The organism is Halorientalis marina, assembly GCF_023028345.1.
GTDB classification, from domain to species: domain Archaea; phylum Halobacteriota; class Halobacteria; order Halobacteriales; family Haloarculaceae; genus Halorientalis; species Halorientalis marina.
This window is the reverse complement of the sequence record NZ_CP095487.1, coordinates 3,626,392-3,643,398: the sequence shown is the minus strand read 5'-3', so window position 1 is coordinate 3,643,398 and position 17,007 is coordinate 3,626,392. Positions and strand designations below refer to the sequence as shown.

At 68.5% G+C, this 17,007-nt stretch carries 19 protein-coding genes; 10 read left to right on the top strand and 9 right to left on the bottom strand.

Going from position 1 to position 17,007, the window contains the following annotated elements:
• Positions 1–13 precede the first annotated feature (13 nt).
• Entirely contained in the window at positions 14–1,441 is a 1,428-nt protein-coding gene (locus MUG96_RS18880) for a uracil-xanthine permease family protein (RefSeq protein WP_246985321.1), read from the bottom strand.
• Between the two features lie 180 nt (positions 1,442–1,621).
• On the opposite strand from MUG96_RS18880, the gene uraD reads away from it, so the two are divergent.
• The 5 genes from uraD to MUG96_RS18855 all read left to right on the top strand — a co-directional run bounded on the left by uraD (position 1,622) and on the right by MUG96_RS18855 (position 5,548).
• Complete coding sequence (gene uraD, locus MUG96_RS18875) at positions 1,622–2,125, top strand: 2-oxo-4-hydroxy-4-carboxy-5-ureidoimidazoline decarboxylase (RefSeq protein WP_246985319.1); 504 nt, start codon at positions 1,622–1,624, stop codon at positions 2,123–2,125.
• Between the two features lie 226 nt (positions 2,126–2,351).
• On the top strand, positions 2,352–3,305 hold the full coding sequence (gene pucL / locus MUG96_RS18870; protein WP_246985318.1) for a factor-independent urate hydroxylase: 954 nt from the start codon (positions 2,352–2,354) through the stop codon (positions 3,303–3,305).
• A complete protein-coding gene (gene uraH / locus MUG96_RS18865) occupies positions 3,302–3,649 on the top strand; it encodes a hydroxyisourate hydrolase (RefSeq protein WP_246985317.1) in 348 nt (115 codons plus the stop codon). Before pucL ends, uraH begins: the two co-directional genes overlap by 4 nt.
• 51 nt (positions 3,650–3,700) lie before the next feature.
• The gene (locus tag MUG96_RS18860) at positions 3,701–5,017 is read left to right on the top strand and encodes a Zn-dependent hydrolase (protein ID WP_246985316.1); all 1,317 of its coding nucleotides are present in this window, start codon (positions 3,701–3,703) and stop codon (positions 5,015–5,017) included.
• A gap of 111 nt (positions 5,018–5,128) precedes the next feature.
• Positions 5,129–5,548, top strand: coding sequence for a DUF3830 family protein (locus MUG96_RS18855; RefSeq protein WP_246985315.1), 420 nt, complete (start codon positions 5,129–5,131; stop codon positions 5,546–5,548).
• A 45-nt stretch (positions 5,549–5,593) separates the two neighbouring features.
• Here the strand turns inward: MUG96_RS18855 and MUG96_RS18850 are convergent, their stop codons facing one another.
• Positions 5,594–6,397, bottom strand: coding sequence for a DUF7537 family lipoprotein (locus MUG96_RS18850; RefSeq protein WP_246985314.1), 804 nt, complete (start codon positions 6,395–6,397; stop codon positions 5,594–5,596).
• 187 nt (positions 6,398–6,584) lie between these two features.
• Between MUG96_RS18850 and MUG96_RS18845 the strand changes: the two genes are divergently transcribed.
• Positions 6,585–7,130, top strand: coding sequence for a peroxiredoxin family protein (locus tag MUG96_RS18845; protein WP_246985313.1), 546 nt, complete (start codon positions 6,585–6,587; stop codon positions 7,128–7,130).
• A gap of 21 nt (positions 7,131–7,151) precedes the next feature.
• Here the strand turns inward: MUG96_RS18845 and MUG96_RS18840 are convergent, their stop codons facing one another.
• Together MUG96_RS18840 and MUG96_RS18835 are read right to left on the bottom strand one after the other, a co-directional pair.
• A complete protein-coding gene (locus tag MUG96_RS18840) occupies positions 7,152–8,516 on the bottom strand; it encodes a dihydrolipoyl dehydrogenase (protein ID WP_246985312.1) in 1,365 nt (454 codons plus the stop codon).
• On the bottom strand, positions 8,517–8,972 hold the full coding sequence (locus MUG96_RS18835; RefSeq protein ID WP_246985310.1) for a winged helix-turn-helix transcriptional regulator: 456 nt from the start codon (positions 8,970–8,972) through the stop codon (positions 8,517–8,519).
• A gap of 172 nt (positions 8,973–9,144) precedes the next feature.
• Here MUG96_RS18835 and MUG96_RS18830 point away from each other — a divergent pair, with 172 nt between their 5' ends.
• Complete coding sequence (locus MUG96_RS18830; RefSeq protein WP_246985308.1) at positions 9,145–9,927, top strand: sulfite exporter TauE/SafE family protein; 783 nt, start codon at positions 9,145–9,147, stop codon at positions 9,925–9,927.
• A gap of 3 nt (positions 9,928–9,930) precedes the next feature.
• Here MUG96_RS18830 and MUG96_RS18825 read toward each other — a convergent pair whose 3' ends face one another.
• Entirely contained in the window at positions 9,931–10,500 is a 570-nt protein-coding gene (locus MUG96_RS18825) for a helix-turn-helix domain-containing protein (protein ID WP_246985306.1), read from the bottom strand.
• Positions 10,501–10,567: 67 nt separating this feature from the next.
• Entirely contained in the window at positions 10,568–10,828 is a 261-nt protein-coding gene (locus MUG96_RS18820) for a MarR family transcriptional regulator (protein ID WP_246985304.1), read from the bottom strand.
• Positions 10,829–11,019: 191 nt separating this feature from the next.
• On the opposite strand from MUG96_RS18820, the gene MUG96_RS18815 reads away from it, so the two are divergent.
• A complete protein-coding gene (locus MUG96_RS18815; protein WP_246985302.1) occupies positions 11,020–11,535 on the top strand; it encodes an HTH domain-containing protein in 516 nt (171 codons plus the stop codon).
• Here MUG96_RS18815 and MUG96_RS18810 read toward each other — a convergent pair.
• Positions 11,473–11,901 (bottom strand): hypothetical protein, encoded by a 429-nt coding sequence (locus MUG96_RS18810; RefSeq protein ID WP_246985299.1) that lies wholly within the window; start codon positions 11,899–11,901, stop codon positions 11,473–11,475. The two genes, MUG96_RS18815 and MUG96_RS18810, sit on opposite strands and share 63 nt — an antisense overlap.
• A 244-nt stretch (positions 11,902–12,145) precedes the next feature.
• Here MUG96_RS18810 and MUG96_RS18805 point away from each other — a divergent pair, with 244 nt between their 5' ends.
• Positions 12,146–13,399 (top strand): inorganic phosphate transporter, encoded by a 1,254-nt coding sequence (locus tag MUG96_RS18805; RefSeq protein ID WP_246985297.1) that lies wholly within the window; start codon positions 12,146–12,148, stop codon positions 13,397–13,399.
• A gap of 110 nt (positions 13,400–13,509) precedes the next feature.
• The gene (locus MUG96_RS18800; protein ID WP_246985295.1) at positions 13,510–14,715 is read left to right on the top strand and encodes an inorganic phosphate transporter; all 1,206 of its coding nucleotides are present in this window, start codon (positions 13,510–13,512) and stop codon (positions 14,713–14,715) included.
• A 3-nt stretch (positions 14,716–14,718) separates the two neighbouring features.
• Here MUG96_RS18800 and MUG96_RS18795 read toward each other — a convergent pair whose 3' ends face one another.
• Both MUG96_RS18795 and MUG96_RS18790 read right to left on the bottom strand, forming a co-directional pair.
• Entirely contained in the window at positions 14,719–15,150 is a 432-nt protein-coding gene (locus tag MUG96_RS18795) for a universal stress protein (protein ID WP_246985293.1), read from the bottom strand.
• 131 nt (positions 15,151–15,281) lie between these two features.
• Positions 15,282–16,910: a potassium channel family protein gene (locus tag MUG96_RS18790; RefSeq protein ID WP_246985291.1), complete on the bottom strand. Its 1,629-nt coding sequence runs from the start codon at positions 16,908–16,910 to the stop codon at positions 15,282–15,284.
• Positions 16,911–17,007: the final 97 nt, after the last annotated feature.

The window sequence follows — 17,007 nt, the reverse complement described above, 5'->3', positions numbered from 1 at the left end:
GTCGGGACGGTCGTCAGTCCTCCGCGCCGGCGGCCGATTCCGGGACCGCCTCGTCGATGTCGGTCGGGGTCTCGGGGGCGAGGCCGTCGGAGTACTCCGTGGGGCCGGTGCCGACGCCGCCGCCTGGGATGAGGACGTTGAGCAGGAGCGCGGTGAAGCCGCCGGTCACGAGCGCGGAGCCGAAGAAGGTCTGGACCTCCGTCGGGAACTGCTGGAGGACCTCCGGGCGGAAGGCGACGCCGAGGCCGAGCGCCATCGACATCGCGAGGATGGTCGAGTTGCGGTGGTCGAGCGTGACGTTCTGGGCGACGATCCGCGCGCCCGAGGAGAAGATCATCGCGAACAGGATCAGTGCCCCGCCGCCCAGCACCGCGTCGGGCATAGCCGAGACGATGGCGCCGACCTTCGGGACGAACCCGAGGACGAGGAGGACGGCGCCGCCGATGCCGGCGACGTAGCGGCTCGCGACGCCCGTGAAGTTCACGAGGCCGACGTTCTGCGAGAAGGAGGTGTTCGGGAGGGCGTTGAACACGGCGCCGAAGGCGCTCATCACGCCGTCGGCGATGAGGCCGCCCCGCATCTCGTCCTGGGTCGCGTCCCGTCCCGTCGCGGAGACGGTCCCCGAGATGTCGCCGATGGTCTCCATGCCGGTGATGACGTAGAGGAAGGCGACGGTGAGGATGGCGCTCGGCTCGAAGGCGAGCCCGTACTTCAGCGGGACGGGGACGGTGATCCACCCGGCCGAACCGACCGCTGAGAGGTCGACCACGCCGAGCGCGAGCGCGGCGATGTAGCCGACGGCGATGCCGACGAACACGCTGATGACGCGGAGGAATCCCTCGAAGAACTGGTTGAGGACGAGCGTCACGACGAGGACGAGCCCCGCGAGCCCGAGGTTCGTGAACGAGCCGTAGCCCTGCGCGGACGGGCCGGCGGACGCGCCGGCCGCGTAGTTCATCCCCGTCGGGATGAGCGTCAGGCCGATGAGCATCACGACGATGCCGGTCACGAGCGGTGGGAAGTAGTGCCGGAACCGGTCCAGCGAGACGCCCATGACCATCTCGACGGGCGCGGCGACCAGTGCCGCGCCGAACACCGCCGCGATGCCGAACTGGTTGCCGATGCCGATCAGCGGCCCGAGGAAGGCGAAACTCGTCCCCATCACGATGGGGAGCCGTGCCCCGACCGGGCCGACCGGGAACGCCTGGACCAGCGTCGAGACGCCGGCGACGATCAGTGCCATCTGGACGAGAAACGTCGTCTCGCCCGTGACTGACCCGACCGCGCCGGCAAGTATCAGCGGCGGCGCGACGTTCCCCAGGAACATCGCCAGGACGTGCTGGATGCCGAGCGGTATCGCCTCCCCGAGCGGCGGCCTGTCCTCGATACCGTACAGGACGACCGAACTACGTCCGGTGTCGCCCTCGTCCGTGCTAGCCATAATCACACAATCCCGAAGTACAACATTTCAACCTTCCCGTTATACACATTATATTGATACGAACGCCCTACCGGACACACGCCGACACACGCGCCACACTGGTCGTGTGGCTGTGTGCGGACTGGCTGGCGAGCACACCATGCGAGCGATTAAGTGGCGTGTGGGCGTCGATTTCACGGGATGAGCATCGACACCATCGCGGCCCTCAACGACTGCGACGACGCGGCGTTCGTGGAGACGCTCGGCGACGTGTACGAGCACTCGCCGTGGGTCGCCGAGCGCGTCATCGGCGAGCGGCCGTTCTCGTCCGTCGACGACCTCCACGAGCACATGGCCGAGGCGGTGCGGAACGCCTCCGAGGAGCGCAAACTCGAACTGTTGCGGGCGCATCCGGACCTCGGCGAGCAGACGGAGCTGACCGACGCCTCGGAGAAAGAGCAGGCCTCGGCGGGGCTGGACGAACTGCGTCCCGAGCAGTACGAGCGGTTCCAGGAGCTGAACGAGATCTACCGCGACCGGTTCGCGTTCCCGTTCATCATGGCGGTCAAGGGGGCCACGCCGGACGAGATTCAGGCGGCGATGGAGGAGCGCATCGACAACTCCGAGCCGACGGAGTTCGAGACGGCTCTGGACCAGGTCCACGAGATCGCACGGCTCCGCCTCGAAGACCGGTTCGGCGAGTGAGCGGTCGCGGCGAGTGATGGTTTGGGGGTCTCGTGGCACGGATGTGTCCGTCGGTGCGCGTCGTGGCAGCGACCGCCCGGTCGCCACACGACCCGTTGGGGGACGAACTATTTTGTACGGGGGCCGGGAAGTCGGACCGGACGATGACAGTACGCAACACGCGGACCGTGAGTCGATGGACTCGGGAACGGCCGGGACGGGCCGGCCGTGTCGGGAGGGGCCGATAATGGCCGCCGACGACGGCGGCCGGACGATGAACTACGGCAAAGAACACGTCAACGTCTACCGGACGTACGCGGCCCCGCTCGAGGGCATCCGAACGATTCCGGAATCGGAGTTCGACGGCAAGCCCAACACCCTCCTCGGCATGGAGGTACGCGTCCAGGTCGAGGGCGAGGAGTTCCTGCCCTCGTTCCGCGACGGCGACAACGAGAAGGTCGTGGCGACGGACTCGATGAAGAACTTCATCCTCCACCACGCCGGCGAGTACGACGGCGCGACCGTCGAGGGCTTCCTCCACTACGTGGGCGCGGAGTTCCTCCGGACCTACGACCAGATGGAGGCCGTGCGCATCTCCGCGGACGAACTCCAGTTCGACGAGCGGCCCGTGCCGGACGGCGACGGTGGCTTCGAGCCGAGCGACCTCGTCTTTCGCGTCACCGACGACGAGTCGGCCTACGGGGAGTTCTACCTCCACCGCGAGGACGGCGAGATCGTCGTCGAGGAACAGAAGAGCGGCGTGACCGACATCGAACTCGTGAAGGTCAAAGACAATTCCTTCGTGGGCTACGTCCAGGACGAGTACACGACCCTGCCCGAGCGGGAGAACCGGACGCTGTACATCGGGCTGGACATCTTCTGGGAGTACGCCGACCCCGAGGCGGCGCTGGGCGACGACCCCGAGCAGTACGTCCCGGCCGAACAGGTGCGTGACATCGCACAGGTCGTCTTCGACGAGAAGGACGTCAACTCCATTCAGGACCTCATCTACCAGGTCGGCCTCCGGATTCTCGAGCGGTTCCCCCAGCTCGAATCCGTCGAGTTCGAGGCCAACAACCGCACCTGGCTGACGGTGCGCGACGACATCGAGGGCGACGCGAAGGTGCTCCGCGAACCGCCGCGGCCCACCGGCTTCCAGCAGTTCTCGATGGACCGCAGCGACCTGGAGGGGGAACGATGACCGCCGGGCTGACGACCCACGTGCTGGACACGAGCCGTGAAGGGCCTGCCGAGGGCGTCGGCGTGACGCTCTACCGGCTGGATGACGACGAGCGCGAGCAGGTCACCGCGATGACGACCAACCACGACGGCCGCGTCGACGACCCCCTGCTCGACGAGGGCGAGATCGCGGCCGGGACCTACGAACTCGTCTTCGACGTGGGGACCTACTACCGCGAGGGGGACGGCGAGTCGTCGTTCCTCGACGAGGTGCCGGTGCGATTTATGATCGACGCCCCCGACGAGCACTACCACGTCCCCCTGCTCCTGTCCCCGGGCGGGTACACGACCTACCGTGGGAGCTGAGGACTGGCGGACTCCACACACGATGACTGACCCACCGGCGATCCCCGACCGATGACCGCACGGCGCTTTCCGGTCGACGGCGAGCGCCTCCGGCGCGACATCGAACGGAACGCACAGTTCGGCGCGACTGCGACCGACGAGGGGCAGGGCCGGACGGTCCTCCCGGGGACCGAGCCGAACCGGCGTGCCCGCGAGAACCTGGTCAACCGGATGGTCGCCGCGGACCTCGATGTCACGGTCGACGCCGTCGGGAACGTCGCCGGGACGTGGCGGCCCGACGGCTGTGAGACCGACGCCGCGCCGGTCGCCGTCGGCAGCCACCTCGACTCCGTGCCGAACGGGGGCATCTTTGACGGGCCGCTGGGCGTCTACGCCGGCCTCGAAGCGGTCCGGGCGATGCAGGACGCCGGCGTGACCCCGATGCGGCCGATCCAGGTGGTCGCCTTCACCGGCGAGGAAGGGACTCGCTTCGCCGACGGCGTCCTCGGCTCGTCGGTCGCCGCCGGGCTGCTCGCCGTCGAGGAGGCGCTCGCGCTGACCGACGACAGCGAGGTGCGAGGCACCGCTGACGGCCGGACGGGTGGCGGCGACGAGGTGACGCTCCGCGAGGCGCTGGACGGGATCGGCTTCCACGGCGAGGGGCGCCTCGACGCGAGCGAGTGGCACGCCTGGCTGGAACTCCACGTCGAACAGGGTGAACGCCTCGAAGACCTCGGTGCCCCGGCCGGCGTCGTCACGTCGATCACGGGGACGGCGCGTCTCCGGGGCACCATCGAGGGCGAAGCGGCACACAGCGGGACGACGGCGATGGCAGGCCGAACGGACGCCCTCGCCGCCGCCAGCGAGTTCGTCCTCGCACTGGAGGACGCGGCGCGGGAGGCCGCCGCCGACACCGACGGAACGGCCGTCGGGACCGTCGGGGAACTCGACGTCGACCCGGGTGCGGTCAACGTCGTTCCCGGCGAGGTGGCGTTCAGCGCGGACATCCGCGACGTGGACGGGGCGGTCATCGACCGCCTCGTCGACCGCGCCGAGTCGACACTCGCCGACCTGGAGACCGAGCGCGGGGTCGAAACGTCGCTCGACCGTCCCTACGACGTGCCGCCGGTGGACATGGCGGCGACCTGCCGGACGGCCCTGCACGACGCCGGCGACGCGCTCGACATCGAGACGGCCGATCTGCACTCGGGTGCGGGCCACGACTCGATGCAGGTCGGCCGCGTGACCGACGCCGGCCTGCTCTTTGCCCCCTCCCGCGACGGCCATTCGCACAATCCACTGGAGTGGACCGACTGGGCGGACTGTGCCGCCGCGACCGCCGTGCTGACGACGGCACTCGCCTCGCTCGCCGAATCGACCACCGACTGACTCGACCACGACCGACGACACGCCACGACCGATGACACGCCACGACAGCCCGCCGACGACCGACGACGAACCGACCATCGACCAGCCCGCGGACACCCGGAGGCGTCGACGATGAGCGAACTCGAACTCGTCGTCGACGGCGACGTGCTGACCGCCGAACTCCACCCGGACGCGGCACCGGAGTCGGTCGCCGCCGTCCGCGAGTTCACGCCCCTGCACACCGAACTGATGCACGTCCGCTGGAGCGGCATCGCCACCTGGATCAACATCGACGAGATCGACCTGCCGGAGATCCCCCGCGAGAACCACACCGTCTACCCCTCCTGTGGCGACCTCCTGCTCTATCCCGGCTACCGGAACGAACAGGAGATTCTCGTCCCCTGTGGGCCGACCTGCTTCAAGAGTCCGGCCGGCGAACTCGCCGGCAACCACTTCGCCACGCTCGACACGCCGCGCGAGGACCTCCGCGCCATGGAACAGCGGACCCTGCAGGACGGCGCCCTCGAAGCGACCGTCCGGCTGGCCGACTGAGCTGCTGCCGGTCGAGCAGCCGACCGGCCGGCCCCTCCGCCGTTCTCACCCCGGCCGGTCGTCCTCGGGGATGTCGTCGACCCACGCCGGACGGGAGACGGTCGTCGAATTTATGCCTTCGAAGGTGGCTTCGACCGTCACGCCGATGCTGGTGTCCCGGCGGACGACCTCGTAGGAGAGGCGATACTCGGTGAACACCCCGTCGGGTGTCACGTACCCGACGAACGTCACGTTCCGTGACGGGGGGAGCGTTTTCGGTTCCGGCGTCTCCAGCCGGTACAGTCGCTGGCCGTTCCGGGATTCCGTGCCCGCGACGGTGACGTTGAGCCGCTGGAGGAACTGTGGTAGCGACGAGGCGTAGCCGCTGCGCGTGCCCAGCACCGGCCCGCCGTCGGCCGTGGCGTTCTCGACGGCGTAGGTCGTGCGGTTCCCGTCCGTTCTCGCGACGAACGTCCGGCCGCCGGCGCTCCAGCGGTCGATGACCTGCCCCGTCGCGTCGTCGGTTGCGGTCGTCCAGTTGTACCGGTAGCGGAGCGCCGACCCGTTGCGCTCGATGACCGTCGAGTACGCCCGCCAGACCGTGCCGTTCGCGTACCGCCGCGTCACGTTCCTGCGGTAGGTGTGGGCGGTGCTGTTGATGACTCGCCCGTGATTCTCGGCGAGGGCGGTGTAGTCGACGACGCGGTCGGTCGCCAGTCCGGGCGCCACCGTCTCCGGTGCCGGCGTCGGCCGCGGCGTCTCGACCGGGACCGGCGTCACCGTGGCCGAGTCCGCTGTCTCGCCGCTGTCGCCAGCGAGCGAGCCACAGCCAGCCGTCACGACGACCACGACCACTACCCAGGCCGCCATACGGCGCATACCGACGAGTGTGGCCGAACGCGTCTAAACCTGCTGGTCAGGCCCCCTCCGTCCCGCTGGCCGAGTGCCCGGCGTCGCCGCAGGCCACGGTTACCGCTCGGTACTCCCCTTTCGCGCGGCTCACCGGGTTTCCGGGAAGTTACTGAAAAATGATAGGTATGGCGGTCCACGTGCGTGTATGGCCGAGGCTGACACGATAGCGGGGGAAGCACCCCCCGAGTTCGAGTTACCGAACGTGGGTGTCGGGCCGGACCCGCTGACGCTCGCGGACGTCAGGGAGCGGGCCGACTTCGCCGTGTTGCTGTTGTTGCGGGACTACCACTGTCCGAAGTGCAAGGCACAGGTCCGCACGGTCGCCGAGCAGGCACAGTCCTTCGCGGAGCTGAACACCGTCGTCGTCCCCATCCTCCCGGAGCCACGCGAGCGGGCCGCCGACTGGCAGGAGGCCTTCGATCTCCCCTTCCCGCTCCTGGCCGACCCCGAGAAGGCGATGGCCGAGAAGTACGACCAGCCGACGCGGTTCGGCGCGCTCGGCCGTCTCCACGACGTTATCGGCCGGATGCCCGAGAGCCTCGTCCTCGACGTGCGCGGCGAGGACGCGGAGATCGTCTTTACCTACGAAGGCAAGGCACCGAGCGACAGGCCCGACGTGGCGACGTTGCTCTCGGAGGTCGACGCCCTGCAGGAGTCGTTCGTCTTCGACTGCGACCTGGTGGACTGCTGAGCGGGGTTCGACCGGCGGTCGCTAGAGCGGGACGTCGTCGAAGGCGTACTCGACGACCTTGTTCAGCGTCGGGTGGGCGTGGATGGTGTCCGTGATGTCGGAGACGTGGCCCGACCCCGCTCGCATGGCGACGACGACCTCGTGGATCATCGTCGAGGCCTCGTAGCCCAGCGCGTGACAGCCCAGAATCTCGCCGTCGGGCGCGGCCAGCACCTTCACGAACCCCTCCTCCAACTTCTTGGCCCGGCCCATCGGCGTGTCCGGGAGTTCCTCGCGGCCGACGACGTACTCCCGGCCGGCTTCTTCGAGTTCCGCCTCGGTCCGTCCGACGCCGGCCATCTGTGGCTCGGTGAAGATGGCGTGGGGCATCGCCGAGAAGTCCGCGGTCGCGTCGCCGTCGCGGACGACGTTCTCGGTCGTGATCTCCGTCTCGTAGTCCCCGGAGTGTTTGAACATGGCGTTGTCCGCGATATCGCCCTGCGCCCAGACGCCGTCCGCCGAGGTCTCCAGGCGGTCGTTCGTCACGACGAAGCCGTCGTCGTCGGTCTCGATGCCGCCGGCTTCGACGTCGAGGGTGTCGGTGTTGGGTCGGCGTCCGAGCGCGACCAGCAGTTCGTCGCCCTCGACGGCGATCTCGTCGCCGGCCTCCGTCTCGGCGTGGGCGACGATCCCCTCGCCGTCGGGTTCGACCGCCGTGACGCGGTGACCGGTGTACACATCGTGGCGCTCGCTTGCGATTTCGGTGAAGGCCTCGGCCACGGCCGGGTCCTCGCGGGGGACGAGCGAGTCGAGCATCTCGACGATGGTCACGTCGGTCCCCATCGACTCGAAGAAGTAGCCGAGTTCGACGGCGATGTAGCCGCCGCCGAGGACGACGAGCGACTCGGGTTGGTCCCGCAGGTAGAGCGCCTCGCGGCTCGTGAGGTAATCCACCTCGTCGAGGCCGTCGATGGGCGGCACGAGCGGGCGGCTCCCGGCCGCGACGACGACCTTCTCGGCGCTGACTTCCTCACCGTCGATCTCGACCGTCCGCTCGTCGACGAACGCGGTCTTCTCGCGGTACATCGTGAGGTTCTCTTCGTCCTGGTAGCCCTCGTCCATCCCCTCGGCCAGCGCCGAGAGGGTCTCGTCCATGTCGTCGACGACGGCGGCGAAGTCGATCCCGTCGAGGCTGGCGTCGAGATAGAAGTCGCCGGCGTCGCGGACGTGGTTCGCGGCGGTCGCGGCCTGAATCAGCATCTTCGAGGGGTTACAGCCGCGGTTGAGACAGGTGCCGCCGAGCGGCCCGGGTTCGACCAGCGCCGTGTCCAGTCCGGCGTCCGCGCCGGCGGCCGCGACGTTGTTGCCGGTGCCGCCGCCGATGACGAGGAGGTCGTGGTGTGGCATCTACTCCCCCTCCGCGTACGCCGCCGACGGCCGCGGGGCGTCGGTCTCGGTTTCGTGATCGCTCTCGTCCGCTTCGCCGTCCGCGCGCAGATCGTGGGTGTCGGCCCAGTGGACCATCTCCGTGACGAGTCCCTCCAGCGACCGCCCCTTCTCGGTGAGCTCGTACTCGACGCGGACCGGGCGGTCGCTCAGTAGCGACCGACTGACCAGTCCCGCCGATTCGAGGTCGTCCAGCCCCTCCGAGAGCATCTTCGAGGAGATGCCGTCGACGCTGTCTTTGAGCGCGCTGAACCCCATCGGGCCGTCCGCGAGCAGGTAGTAGAGGATGACCGGGTGCCACTTCCGACCCACGACCGACTGCATCGACAGCAGGGAATCCTCGATGTCCGCGAACAGCGGCACGGACGGGCCGCGAGCGTCGGTTCCGTCGAGCGCTTCCGTTCGATCCGAACTCATTGGTGCATCACGTACCCGTACCGACGACGGAGACGGTACTTAACCCAGCCCGCGGCCGCACTGCCGGTACTCGTCGGCGATAGTTATTTATACCATTTTCAGAGCGGGTCGCCGAACGGCAGTTACTCACGGGTTCGAAGGGGCTTTATCGGTCGTCAACGGGGATAGCCACGTGGTTCCGACGGGTCCGGAGACGGCACTGATCGCGGCGGTCGTGTTCGCCGGCGGGTTCGTCACCGGCGTCACCGGGTTCGGCTACGCCATCTTCGCGACGGCGACGCTCGCCTCGGTGCTGGACCCACAGACCGCGGTCGTCATCGTCATCATCCCGATCCTCGCGGCGAACGTCTCGCTGGTGCGCGAACTCGACCGGAGCGGCCTGCGGTCGTGTGCGCGCCGGTTCTGGCCGTTCGTCGCCGCGGCCGCCGCGGGGACGGTCGTGGGGATGATCGGGCTCGCCAGTGTCTCGCCGGCACCGCTCGCGGCGGGTCTCGGCCTCTTTACGCTCGCGTACGTCGCCACCGAACAGCCCTGGCTCACGGTTCCGGGCCAGGCGTGGCTCGCCGAGGTCTGTGTCGGCGAGTCCCGGCCCAAGAAGGCGGTGCTGGGACTCGTCTCCGGGGCGGTGTTCGGCGCGACGAACGCGGGCGTGCAGGTGATCGCCTACCTCGAGGCGTTCGACCTGGACCACTCGACGTTCGTCGGCGTCGTCGCGATGATGTTCCTCGGGATCGGCGGCGTCCGGGTGGCGGTCGCCTGGTGGCTCGGGCTCTACGATTCGACCGATCTCGTGGTTCTCTCGACGCTCGCAGCGGTTCCGGGTCTCGTCGGGGTCGTAACCGGCAAACGCCTCCGGCCGCGTATCTCGCCGGCCCAGCGTGACGGTGCCGTCTACGTCCTGCTTTCGGTCATCGGCGCGAAACTCCTGGGTGACGGGCTGGTCGCTCTCGCGTAGCCCTCAGGACTCCGACTGGAACTCCTCCCAGAACACCTCGTCCAGCCCCTCGGAGTAGTCCGCCGCGAGGTAGTCCTCCTTGGTGAGGTTGGCCTCCTCGATGAGGGCGGCGGCCTCGCCGGCCCAGGCGTAGAAGCCGACCAGCGTCTCCCGGCGCATCTCGGCGAGGTCGATGGAGTGATAGACGTTGACGACGCCGCCGTCCTCGCGGTTGAGCTGTGACTTCTGGAGGAGGCCGATCTCGACGAGGCGGTTGAGGTAGCGGCGGACGGTCGACTCGTCGTAGTCCAGGTGGTCGGCCACGTCGGCCGGCGACATCGCCCCTTCGCCGATGACACAGAGACAGATGTCCAGCCCGGGCTTGGGGAGGCCGAAGGCGTCCAGCAGTACCTGCTTGATATCGGGCGGCTGGACGTCCATCGCGACGCCGGTGACTTCCTCCATCGGCTTCCCGTGGCAGGTCATCCCGCCGTCGCAGTCCCGGAGCGTGAGAGCCACGTTCTCGCAGTCGGTGCACTCGTAGATGTTGTACTGGCGTTCACCCGGCGGCCCGATGGTAGTGTCGTCGGTCATGCCCGGTCTCCTGCGCTCGGTTCGAACGTCGTGATGGCGAACGTAAAGGTTGGTGTCCCCGTCGACGCTACTGTTCATCGCTCGCGTCCACGACGACGAACTCGTCGTCGATATCGAGTGCCAGCAACTCCCGTGCCGTCACCGTCGGCCTGAACCCGTCGCTCTCGGGCGCGAGCAGTTCACAGTCCGCCAGCCGGTCGAGGCGTTCGGTCGCCGTCTCGGCCGTCAGTCCGAACCGGTCGGCGACCGCCGACGGTGTCAACGGCTCCTCGCGCTCGTCGTAAACCCTGACGGCGAACGCCAGTATCTCGTGTGGGGAGACGGTCATCGATGGGTGCCGACGGTCCGCGCGCCGTATCCGGTGGTCGGGTCACTCCCTAAAACCGCCTCCGTACCTTCCGCTCACCCACTTACGCGCACCTCAGCCACGCTCAAATGGCCGCGAGGTCCCCGTTTTCTCATGCGTTCGCTTCGCCGACCCGGGCCGTCCGCCGCCGACCACAGCGGGGTTCGGTAACGATGGCCGGGGACCGCCCGCGCATCGAGTTGTTCCTCAGATCGCTCGCACCGGCCACCGGCCGGGACGGACAGGAACGGATCGTCGAGCGGCTCCGGACGCTCGACGAGGAGAACGTCGTCCGCGACTTCGAGGTGGTCCTCTGTGGGGAGTGTGTCTGTCCGCAGGCCGCCACGGCCGAGACGGAACCGGGCGAGCGCCTGCTGACCAGCTACGAGGCCTTCGAGGCCTGGGCCGACGACCGCGACCGCGAACTGTCGGGCTTCGAGCAGCGGGACACCAAATCCATCCTGACCGGCACCACGGTCACGGGGATCGTCTTTCCGCGGGTCGTCCTGGCGGAGTACCGCGACGGCGACCTGACGTTCGTGGCACCGTCTGCGGACGACACGGAGAAAACGAGCGTGAGCGACCGACTCTCGGCGTACGAGTCCGGGGAGGCTGCGGAGCGCGCCTCAGACGAGGCCCAGCGAGAGCCACGCGCCGAGGACGCCACCGTAGACGAGGTGGAAGAGTAGGAAGAGCCCGACCACGTTGGGCTCCGGGTCCATCGCGAGGACGAGCCGCATCCACAGGATGGCGCCGACCATCGTCAGGACCACGCCGTAGCCGAGGCCGAGACCGACGGCCAGCGGGAGCGAAAGGGATACGCCGAGGAACGGGATCGCGATCGCCAGCGCCGCACCGGCGCCGATCCCGTACAGCATGTGTAGGGCCATCCCCTGTGGCATATAGTCCTCGGGCGCCCCGTCGCCGACGTATTTCGACCACAGTGCTGCCGTCGGCGGCGGCGAGTCGTCGCCCAGTGCCATCATGAAGACGGTCATGACGACCGTCGCGACCAGTCCGCCCGCGAGTCCGTTCAGTATGCTTGGATCTGCCATTGTGTGACCTCCGTAAAAACCTTCGATTGGTTATCGGGTTACTACAGGTAACTAACTATCGTCGACTCGGATAAAGCCGCGTTGAGGGCTGTGAAAGCCGGTTACGTCTCTGAAACCCTGGGGCTGGTCAGCGGAGCCGCCCGGGGCGCCCGGGCGGCGCGGATATCGGCAGCGGACGGCCGCCGGGACGGGCGAACGTGAGATTATATATGTGGCCCAGACGGTGGGGCACACAGGGATCGCAGTGGTTTCGGTACTACTCATCATTGGGTTGTTCGTCGCCGCCTTCGTCGGGTTCAACATTGGTGGATCGTCGACCGGTGTCGCGTTCGGACCGGCCGTCGGAAGCCGGCTCGTCCGGAAATTCACCGCGGCAGTACTCTTCAGCGCGTTCGCGTTCCTCGGGGCGTGGACGGTCGGCCGGAACGTCATCGTGACGATGAGCGAGGGGATCGTCCCGGCCACACAGTTCACCCCGGTGGCCGGTGTCGGGGTCCTGTTTTTCACCGGCCTCTCGCTGCTGGTCTCGAACCTCTACGGCGTCCCCGCCTCGACCTCGATGACGGCGGTGGGTGCCATCGTCGGCCTCGGGCTGGCGACGGACTCGCTCAACGCCGCGCTGATGTTCACCATCGTCTCGGCCTGGATCGTCGCCCCGCTGATCGGGCTGGCGATCGGGGCCGTTATCGGCCGGTACCTGTACCCCCAACTCGAAGCCCGTATGTCGTTCACCCGCCTCCAGCGGCAACTGATACAGATCGACCGCACAGGTGGGCTCCCTCGCCTCCGGTTCAACGAGAACGCGTCGCTCCGTGACATCGTCGGCTCGGCGCTGGTGCTGGCTATCGCCTGCTACATGGGATTCAGCGCGGGGGCGTCGAACGCGGCGAACGCGGTCGCGCCGCTCGTCGGCAACGGCGCTCTCGACGTCGATCAGGGCGTGTTGCTGGCCGTCGCCGCCATCAGCCTCGGTGGATTCACTATCGCCAGGCGCACGCTCGCGACGGTCGGCGACGGGATTACGGACCTCCCCATCCTGGCGGCGCTCATCGTCTCGACAGTGGGCGCGACCATCATCACCATTCTGTCGTTCTACGGCATCCCCGCCAGCCTCGCGGTGAGTACGACCTGCTGTATCATCGGCCTCGGCTGGGGCCGGGCGAGCCGCGCCGCCACGCTCGCGGAACTCGCCACGCCGAAGCCCGCGGGGGAGCCGAGACCGAACCACCCGACCGGCGCGCTCGCTACCCAGGCCAAAGAGGAGGGCGCCGCCGCCGGCCCGACGGTGGGCGAACTCGCCACCGGAGAAGGACCCGGCCCCGACGAACAACCGGACGAGGCACCGCCGATCCCGGAGATCGGCGAGGAGGACATGGAGGAACTGACCGCGGAGGCCCTGTTCGACCCCGCGGCGACGACCCGGATCGTCGCCCTCTGGATTCTGACGCCGTCGCTCTCCGTCGCCGGGTCGTACCTCCTCTTTGCATTCCTGCTCTGAGCGGGGCGTCCCGTGGGTTCGACAGTTGCGCTCCGACACGAACGCTTATTCGCGTCGTCGATAAAAACTGAAGACATGATCTCGCCCCCGATCCGTGGAGGGCGCTAACCGTGCCGGGGATCGTCTTCTGGGCCCTCGTCGTGTTGGCGACGCTCACGAGCCTCGCGACGGCGTGGGCACTGGGCGCGAACAGCAACTCGCCGCCGTTCGCCCCGGCGATCGGCGCGAACGCGGTCTCGACGATGCAGGCCGCCTTCCTGATCGGCATCCTCGCCGCGCTCGGTGCCCTGGTACAGGGCGGCGCGATCTCCGAGACGGTCGGTGGCGGGCTCATCAACGGCGTGCAGATCACGTCGCTGGCGGCGACGGCGGGCCTGTTGACCGCGACCGGCTTCATGGCCTTCGGCGTCTACACCGGCTATCCGGTCCCCGCGGCGTTCGCGACGACGGGGGCAATCGTCGGCGTCGGGCTCTCGCTCGGCGGCGCACCGGCGTTCGACACCTACCGGCGGATCGTGATCTTCTGGGCGCTCGTCCCGCCGGTCTCCGGCGGGCTCGCGTATCTCACCGCCACGCTCCTCCGCCGTGACGACGTCCCCGAGACGATCAGCGTGCCGCTCCTGGCGGCGGTCGTCGGCGGGATCATCGCGAACGTCCGGCTGGCGGTCATCCCCTCGCCGCCCGACGCCACGGAGAACTCGATTGCGGGCTTTCTCGCGGGCGTCGTCGAGACGCCGACGGCCGCCGGCGTCGACCCGCTCGCCGTGCTGGTGACACTGGCCGCCGCCGCGGTCAGTTTCCAGTTCATCCGCAAACGAACACGGGAGTCGCCGGAAAAAGGCATCCGGACGTTCCTGCTCGTCCTCGGGAGCGTCGTGGCCTTCTCCAGTGGCGGCAGTCAGGTCGGACTGGCGACCGGCCCGCTGGAGAACCTCTACGGTGCGGAACTCGGCCTGCCGGGGATCGTCCTGCTCGCGCTCGGTGCGACGGGCATTCTCGCCGGCGCGTGGATGGGCGCGCCGAAACTGCTCCAGGCGACCTCCCGGGAGTACGCACAGCTCGGGGTCAGGCGCTCCATCGCCGCGCTGGTACCCGGATTCGTCATCGCCCAGCTAGCCATCGCACTGGGGATCCCCATCTCGTTCAACAACATCATCATCTCCGGCGTCATCGGCGGCGGGCTGGCGGGCGGTTCGGCAGGGGTCTCCCGGCGGAAAATCGGCGTCACACTCGCGTTCTGGCTCATTACGCTCGTCTCGTCCATCGTCATCGGCTTCGGGCTCTACCGGGCCTTCGCCGCGGTCCTCGGTGGCTAGCGGTCAGCGGACGACGGTCACCGTCACGGGCGACTCGCCGACGACGGTCGTCGCGACGGTGCCGAGCAACCGACGGGCGACCGCGTTTCGCTCGCCGCCGTGACCGCCCATCACGACGTGGTCGACGTCGTGTTCGTCGACGTACTCCAGGATGCTCTCCGCCGGATCGCCGGTCACCACTGCCGTCTCGACCGTCCGGTCGACATCGGTCGCGCGGTCGCTCGCCCGCTCGACGAGCCGGTCGGCCCGCTCCCGTGCGTTCTCGCGCCGCTCGGCGCCGGGTTCGAGGATCCCGCCTTCGCTCATCGTCGTGTCGATCGGTGTGACGACGTTCAACACCGTCACTCGACAGTCGAACAGTTCCAGTGCCTGTTCCAGCGCCTCGTCCGCCAGCGGCGAGCCATCGAGCGGGACGAGGACGTGTGACGGCGCCATGGGCGGTCTTGTACCCGACGCTACTAAGCGCCGGCGGTGGCTCGTGGTGCGGCGTGGACAGGGGTGTGGCCGGGGCCGCTGTCGGTGTCCGAACCGGCCGGCACGCGACCCCGCTCCCGTCGGCCGTCGGTCTACGTCGTGAACTCGGCCTGGAACCGACTGATGCTCTCGTCGGTCCCGGCGACGACCAGTTCGTCGCCTGGCTCGACCACGAACGCCGGTCCGAGATCGGTGACGACGCTGCCGTTCCGGTCGGCTGCGACCACGGTACAGCCGGTGCGGTTCCGGATGTCCACGTCGGCGAGCGAGTCACCGACGACGCCCGGGGCCGTGGTCCGAACGAGTTTCAACTGTGTGCCGGGGGACAGGATCTCCTCGTCGAGCACGATGGACGCGAGCATCCGGCCGCTGACCGTCGCCAGCGAGAGGACGTAGTCCGCGCCGGCGCGGTAGAGCTTCGAGACGCTCTCGCGGTCGTTCGCCCGGGCGATAAGTTCGATCTGGGGGTTCAGCTCGCGGATGGCGAACGTCGCGTAGATCGCGGTCGCGTCGTCCGGCAGTGCGAGGACCACGGTCCCAGCGTCCTCGATGCCGGCGTCCCGGAGGACCCCCCCTTCGGTGACGTCGCCGACCACGTCGACGGCCGGCCCGTCGACTTCGTCGATGGTCGTGTACTCGAACCCGGCGTCGGAAAGCGTGGCTCCCACCGCACGACCGACCACGCCCAGCCCCGCGATGACCACCCCTCCCCGTCGCCGTCGGCCCTGGGAGCGGGTCATCCCCTTCAGCTGATCGAGCGCCTCCTCGCGACCGGTCGCGACGAGGATGCTCCGAGCGTCGAACCGGGCGTCGGGCGGTGGCGGGCTCCGGAACCGCCCGCGGTACCAGACCCCGATGACGGCGGCGCCGGTGCGCTCGACGATGTTGCTCTCCGCGATGGTCTGTCCGATCAGTTCGCTCCCGCTCTGGAGCGGGAACTCCGCGATGTCGAAATCGTCGCCGATCTCGACGGCCTCGATGGCCGCCGGATCGAACGTGCCGACCGCCTTGTCCGCGAGCTGTTCGCCCAGTATCTGCTTGGGCGAGAGGACGTGGTCCGCACCCGCGTAGCGGTGATAGTTCCCAGCGTTCGGGTTCTCGGTCAGACTCACCATCCGGACGTCGGGATTGACGGCCCGGGCCGAGAGGAGGACGCTCAGGTTCGTCTCGTCGTCGACGTTCGCGATCACCGCGTTGGCGTGTGCCAACCGCGCCCGCTGGAGCGTCGTGTCCGACTCCGGGTCCCCGTACATCACCACGTAGCCAGCCGAGTGGCGCTCGTCGGCGCTGTCCCGGTCGCTATCGACGATGACGTACTCGACGTCCCGGTCGGTGAGTTCGTCGATGAGGACCTCCTCCCGCGGGCCGTAGTTACAGAGGACGACGTGGTCCTCGACCCCCCGAATCGACGAGGGGGCGCTGGACTCGAACGCGTCCTCGAACAGCGGGACGACGAGGACCGGCAGCGCGGCGAAGATGAGGACCAGCCCCGAGAGCGCCATGAGCGAGACGAGATAGTTCATCTGTGGGCTCGACCACGGGGCGTCGCCGCCGTAGCCGACGGTCGTGACCGTCTGGACGACGACCTCAATCGACCGATATAACGGCTGTGGCCGCCCCTCCCACGCGGCCATACCGTAGTTGTAGAGGAGGGCGAACCCGCAGAGCACGCCCACGACCAACCCGAGATAGTACACCGTGACACGGGTCCGTCGGTCCATACTAGCCACAATCGTGAGACAGACTCATAACGTGCGTCCCCGTACCCCCTACCACCGTCCCGGCACCTACAGTACCGCGTGGTTCGCGCCTGCGTGG